General features: G+C 63.6%; 5 protein-coding genes and 1 pseudogene. 1 reads left to right on the forward strand and 5 read right to left on the reverse strand.

The window, feature by feature from the left end; genetic code table 11:
• The 5 genes from alaS to ACJWXQ_RS12445 form a co-directional block, all read right to left on the reverse strand.
• On the reverse strand, window positions 1–1,178 hold a 1,178-nt coding region (gene alaS / locus ACJWXQ_RS12425; RefSeq protein ID WP_406672925.1), incomplete at its 3' end, for an alanine--tRNA ligase.
• Window positions 1,179–1,398: 220 nt separating this feature from the next.
• The gene (locus ACJWXQ_RS12430; protein ID WP_346051964.1) at window positions 1,399–1,884 is read right to left on the reverse strand and encodes a regulatory protein RecX; all 486 of its coding nucleotides are present in this window, start codon (window positions 1,882–1,884) and stop codon (window positions 1,399–1,401) included.
• Between the two features lie 69 nt (window positions 1,885–1,953).
• Entirely contained in the window at window positions 1,954–3,000 is a 1,047-nt protein-coding gene (gene recA, locus ACJWXQ_RS12435) for a recombinase RecA (protein WP_346051973.1), read from the reverse strand.
• A gap of 248 nt (window positions 3,001–3,248) precedes the next feature.
• Window positions 3,249–3,782, reverse strand: a complete 534-nt coding sequence (gene thpR, locus ACJWXQ_RS12440) for an RNA 2',3'-cyclic phosphodiesterase (RefSeq protein WP_346051963.1) — start codon at window positions 3,780–3,782, stop codon at window positions 3,249–3,251.
• A gap of 4 nt (window positions 3,783–3,786) precedes the next feature.
• Complete coding sequence (locus ACJWXQ_RS12445) at window positions 3,787–4,308, reverse strand: CinA family protein (RefSeq protein WP_406672926.1); 522 nt, start codon at window positions 4,306–4,308, stop codon at window positions 3,787–3,789.
• A 159-nt stretch (window positions 4,309–4,467) separates the two neighbouring features.
• On the opposite strand from ACJWXQ_RS12445, the pseudogene ACJWXQ_RS12450 reads away from it, so the two are divergent.
• Window positions 4,468–5,349: pseudogene (locus ACJWXQ_RS12450) on the forward strand (DNA mismatch repair protein MutS); the annotation flags it as partial.

A 5,349-nucleotide genomic window follows, 5' to 3' on the forward strand; every position in this document is an offset into this window, starting at 1 on the left:
AACACGGTCTCGCCCGGAATGGTGTCGCCGTCGAGATCGGCGATGACCTCGTCAAGGAGCTTCATGCCCTGCGCCACGGTCTCGGAGAATCGCTCCTCCTCCCGCCGCAGGGCCCGGACAACCTCATCTGCCTTGCGCTCCAGTTCCGGGAAGGCCTCGCCCATCTCGGCCACCAGGGTGGGCACCAGCTTGTGGAAGAAACTGTCCTGGGCGCCCAGCTTGTAGCCATGGCGCACCGCCCGGCGGATGATGCGGCGCAGGACATAGCCGCGACCCTCGTTGGACGGAATCACCCCGTCCACGATCAGAAAGCTGCAGGCGCGAATGTGATCGGCGATGACCTTGAGCGAGGGGTGGTCCAGGTCTTGGCTGCCGCCCACCGCCTCGGCCGCCGCCCGGATCAGGCGCTGGAACAGGTCGGTATCGTAGTTGCTGTGCACGCCCTGGAGCACGGCCGCGATCCGCTCCAGGCCCATGCCGGTATCGACACAGGGCGCCGGCAGGGGCTTCATGTTGCCATCCGCGTCCCGGTCATACTGCATGAAGACCAGGTTCCAGATCTCCACATAGCGGTCGCCGTCTTCTTCCGGCGTGCCGGGGGGACCGCCGGCCACCTCCGGGCCGTGATCGTAGAAAATCTCGGAACAGGGCCCGCATGGCCCGGTGTCGCCCATGGACCAGAAATTGTCCGCCTCCCCGATGCGGGAGAAACGCTCGGGACTGACCCCGAGCTCCTTCAGCCAGATGTCGGCGGCTTCGTCGTCTTCCTCATAGACGGTGACCCAGAGCCGATCCTCCGCCAACCCCACTTCCTTTGTCAGGAAATCCCAGGCGTACTGGATGGCCTCGCGCTTGAAGTAGTCGCCGAAGCTGAAGTTGCCCAGCATCTCGAAGAAGGTATGGTGCCGGGCGGTGTAGCCCACATTTTCCAGGTCGTTGTGCTTGCCGCCGGCACGCACACAGCGCTGGGAAGTGGTGGCCCGGCTGTAATCACGCTTCTCCCGGCCCAGAAACACATCCTTGAACTGCACCATGCCCGCGTTGGTGAACAGCAGGGTGGGGTCGTTCTGCGGCACCAGCGGACTGGAAGGAACGATGGCATGGCCCCGCTCCCGGAAATAGTCCAGAAAGCGCTGACGCAATTCATTGGTGCTCAAGGTCTTCGATTTGTCGGTCATGGGCTGGGACATGGTCTCTCGACGTTGTTCAGGAGAAATCGGCGCAAACGATTATTATGCCTTGAGCCGGGGGTGGCTTGCGACCGGGTACGGAAAGATGGCCTCGCGCAAAGGCCGCCAAGGACGCGAAGAAAACATATTCTCGCGCGATCATTCTTTTCTCTTGGCGTCCTTGGCGCCCTTTGCGCGAGGCCATCTGTTCGAGGCAATTGATCCCAGTTCATTCCAGCCCGAGTTCAGCCGGGTCGACGTCGAGGGCGGTGCGGACGTGGTCGGCGGCGAAGCCGCGCTGGGCGAGGAAGCGGGCCTGGCGGGCCTTTTCTTCCAGCGCGGCGGGGCGTTCCTCGCCGAAACGGCGCTGGCGGACACTGGCGGCCAGGCGACTGAAATCGCAGTCGGCCTCGGCCAGGCCACGATCGATCAGGGCGCCATCCACGCCCCGCTGCATGAGTTCGGCGCGAATCTTGAGGGGTCCCGAGCCGCGGTCAATGCGGCTGCGGACAAAGTGCTCCACGAAACGGGATTCGTCCAGATAACCCAGCTCTTCCAGACGGGCAAGGACCGCTTCTCGGGTCTCGCTGCCATATCCCTTGCGGCTCAGGCGCTGGGCCAGTTCCTGGCGGGCATATTCCCGGCGTGAGAGGAGACGGACAGCGAAGGCCGTGGCCTTGTCGACACTATCCTGGCTGTCGTTGGGCTCGGCCATGAGAATCGGCAAACCGTGAGGGAATGACGAAAGGATGGGCCGGCTGCAATCAGCCGGCCCACTCGCTTATCAGGCTTCCGCCTGCTTTTCCTGTTCTTGGTCCTGCGACTCTTCCGCCTGTTTCTTCTGCGGCAGCAGCTTCTCGCGCAGGACCGTCTCGATCTCCTCGGCAATCTCAGGATTGTCCCGGAGGAACTGGCGGGCGTTGTCCTTGCCCTGCCCGATGCGATCGCCCTTGTAGCTGTACCAGGCACCGGCCTTGTCCACCAGGCCATGGGCCACGCCCAGATCGATGATCTCGCCGTGCCGGGAAATGCCCTGGCCGTAGAGGATTTCGAACTCGGCCTGCTTGAAGGGCGGGGCCACCTTGTTCTTGACCACCTTCACCCGGGTGTCGTTGCCGAGCACTTCGTCGCCCTTCTTGATGGCGCCAATGCGGCGAATGTCGAGGCGCACGGAAGAGTAGAACTTGAGGGCATTACCGCCGGTGGTCGTCTCGGGACTGCCGAACATGACGCCGATCTTCATGCGAATCTGGTTAATGAAGACCACCAGGGTGCCGGAGCGCTTGATGTTGGCGGTGAGCTTGCGCAGCGCCTGGGACATGAGGCGAGCCTGGAGCCCCACATGGGAGTCGCCCATCTCGCCTTCGATTTCGGCCTTGGGCGTGAGCGCGGCCACCGAGTCAACGATCACCACGTCCACCGCACCGGAGCGCACCAGCATGTCGGCGATTTCCAGGGCCTGTTCACCGGTGTCCGGCTGGGAAACCAGCAGATCGTCCAGGTTCACGCCCAGCTTTTCGGCGTATTCCGGGTCGAGGGCGTGCTCGGCATCGACAAATGCCGCCGTGCCGCCCTTGCGCTGGCATTCGGCGATAACGTGCAGGGTGAGGGTCGTCTTGCCCGATGATTCCGGACCGTAGATCTCGGCAATCCGGCCGCGCGGCAGGCCGCCCACGCCCAGGGCCACGTCCAGGCCCAGGGAGCCGGTGGATACAGCCGGAATATCCCGCATGTGGGCGCCATCGCCCATGCGCATCACGGAGCCCTTGCCGAATTGCTTCTCGATCTGGCCAAGGGCGGCGGCCAGCGCCTTTTTCCTGTTCTCGTCCATCAAAACCCCCATGAGCTTTTCCGCTGTCGGCCCCCGTTACACGGTCGGGGCCAGGGTGAGAGGTGATTCGGGGCAGCATTATCCCATTGCCCGGGCCGGCCCTGAAAGATCAAATCGCGCCCGTTCGGCGGATCATCCTGTCAGTACCGGCCGACAACCCCTGTCGGTCGGGCGAAGTGTACATCCATACAGTAGTCTTTGCCAGTCCCGGATCAATGGGAAGCGCGAATGAATTAATCAGAGGTTCCCTAATCAGAAGTGGCCAGGTCCCACTCCCGCACGACTTCGTACTCGGAATGCCGGCCTCCCAGCTCGGAGCGGACCAGCACGAAGCGGGTGACGGCCCAGCGGACGGGTTCGATTGAGGGTAATTCGGTGACCTGAGTGACCCCCCGGCCAATGGTGACGTGAGGACGCCAGGGCCGGCTGCGGAACTCAAAGCCCTCGCCGCCCAATTCGGTATTGAGATCGGCAAGCAGACCCAGCAGCGGGTCCGGCACATCCTGGCAGGCAAGCCATAGCACGCGAGTCTCGCTCCAGTGCCCGGCGTGATCCACCACCAGTTCGATATCCCGCTTGCGAACGCGGCCGGCGGCCCGTTCCGCCCGGCGCCAGTCATCGATATCCAGACTGCCGAGAAAACGCAAAGTAATGTGGAAATTTTCGGCCGGCACCGATTTGCCATCCACGGCGGCAGCCTGGACGCCTTCGGCCTGCCGGAACAGCGCCTGACGGGTCAATTCATCCGGCCAGAGCGCAAAAAACAGTCGTTCGGAACTCAATGGATCAACTCCCTTCTTCGAGCTGCGGGATGGATTCGATCAAGCCACGCAGCCCTTCGGCAACACTGGCCCGGCGAATGGCCTCACGGTCGCCGCTGAAATAATGTGTCCAGGCCTGACTGTCATTGCGATCCGCAAGACCGAAGCAGACCATGCCCACGGGTTTCTCATCACTGCCCCCATCCGGGCCGGCAACACCGCTCACGGCCAGGGCAAGTTCAGTGCCGGCCGCGCGGCGGGCACCGCGGGCCATGGCCGTGACCACCGCTTCGGACACCGCACCATGGCTTTCCAGCAATGTCGCCGAAACGCCCAGCATGTCCTGTTTGGCACTGTTCGAGTAGCTCACCCAGCCCCGTTCGAACCAGGCAGAACTGCCCGCCACATCAGTGAGACACTTGGCCAGCCAACCGCCGGTACAGGACTCAGCCAGGACAAGCCGCCAACCACAGGCAAGCAGACGCTGACCCAGGTTGTCCGCCAGGGTCCGCAGTTGCTGATCATCCGGAGCTTTGTACTGACTCATGGCGTTGGATAGTAACGGAAAGCGGCGCCGCTGGCGAAACTCTGCCAACTTTCGGGACCAAGCTTGCGACTCGGCCGCCTTCACAATACGATGCCCGGCCCGAAGCACGCCTTCGGAACCCGTGATTTCTTCCAGTCTTTCGGACCGCAGGACCAGGGCATGAGCGAAGACCGATTCGCCGGACATACCCCCATGATGCGCCAGTACCTGCAGGTAAAGGCGGACTATCCGGACATCCTGCTGTTCTACCGCATGGGCGATTTCTACGAGCTGTTCTTCGACGATGCGCGCCGCGCCGCCGAGCTGCTCGACATCACCCTGACCAAGCGCGGCGAATCCAAGGGCCAGCCCATCCCCATGGCCGGTGTGCCCTACCACTCGGCGGAGAGTTACCTGGCCCGCCTGGTCAGGCTCGGTGAATCGATCGCGATCTGCGAGCAGGTCGGTGACCCGGCCAAGAGCAAGGGCCCGGTGGAACGCAAGGTGGTGCGCATCATCACGCCGGGCACCGTCACCGACGAAGCCTTGCTGGAAGAAAGACGGGATAATCTCCTTTGCGCCTTGCATCAGGAAGAGGACAACTGGGGGCTGGCGGCCCTGGACCTGAGCAGCGGGCGATTCACCCTCCAGGAAGGCCAGGGCCGGGAGGGCTTGCTGGCCGAGCTGGAGCGGCTCAATCCAGCGGAACTGCTGCTGGATGAAGACCAGCGCGGCGATGCCGCCATCGGACGACGTCAGGGGATCAAGGCCCGCCCGCCCTGGCATTTCGATGCCGGTAACGGTCGCCAACTCCTGTGTGAGCAGTTGGCGGTGCGGGATCTGTCCGGATTCGACTGCGAGGACCGCCCCCTGGCGGTGGCGGCCGCCGGGGCGCTGATGATCTATGTGCGCGAGACCCAGCGCACTGCCCTGCCCCATATCCGAGGACTGAAGCTGGAGCGCCGGGACGAGAGCGTGATCATGGACGCCGCCACCCGGCGCAATCTGGAAATCGATCGCAGTCTCGGCGGCCGTGACCAGCACACCCTGGCCGGCGTCTTC

The organism is Natronospira sp. (assembly GCF_007134575.1).
Lineage (GTDB): Bacteria > Pseudomonadota > Gammaproteobacteria > Natronospirales > Natronospiraceae > Natronospira > Natronospira elongata.